Here is a 472-nt window from a genome sequence, read left to right as displayed (position 1 = left end):
GACCGACGATGGCGGCGGTTCCCACATGATCGATCCGACTCAAGCGTTCCATTTGCTCTCGAATCGGGGCATTTTGTCTAGTCAAGAACGTCAATTGCATGAACTCGATGGAAATGGCGCGGAACATCTGTCGAGCATCGACTCCGAGCGGGAGTTTGAATCTTCTCGCAGCCATAGCGCGGAGTTCAAGGCACCTGTGCAAGTGACACCAGTTGCGACTCCAACTGACTCGCTCGAAATTTCTGTCGGTGAGGAAGTAAATACCAAGCAGCCAGTTTCCTGGGCACCTGGGCGGCAAAGCAATGGATTCTTCCTCGTACTGGGAGCTTCCGGGTCTGGCAAGACGGAAACGCTGAAGGTCCTCGGAAAAGGTATTTCTGATTATGGTGTGCCAGTTTTGGTACTCGATTTTCACGGCGACGTTCAATTCCCCGGCCTACGTTCCGTGTTGCTCTCGTCTGGCACACTAAGT

The 472-nt window shown here is 53.2% G+C and carries 1 protein-coding gene; it reads left to right on the top strand.

Annotation, left to right across the window (positions count from 1 at the left end):
- Positions 1-25 precede the first annotated feature (25 nt).
- A partial coding sequence (locus AC1DBD_RS17785; RefSeq protein WP_476982714.1) for a helicase HerA-like domain-containing protein occupies positions 26-472 on the top strand: 447 nt, incomplete at its 3' end.

Source organism: Arthrobacter sp. 10T419 (genome assembly GCF_056394105.1).
Note: the sequence above shows the minus strand (reverse complement) of the source record. Positions and strands in the feature narration are given on the sequence as shown.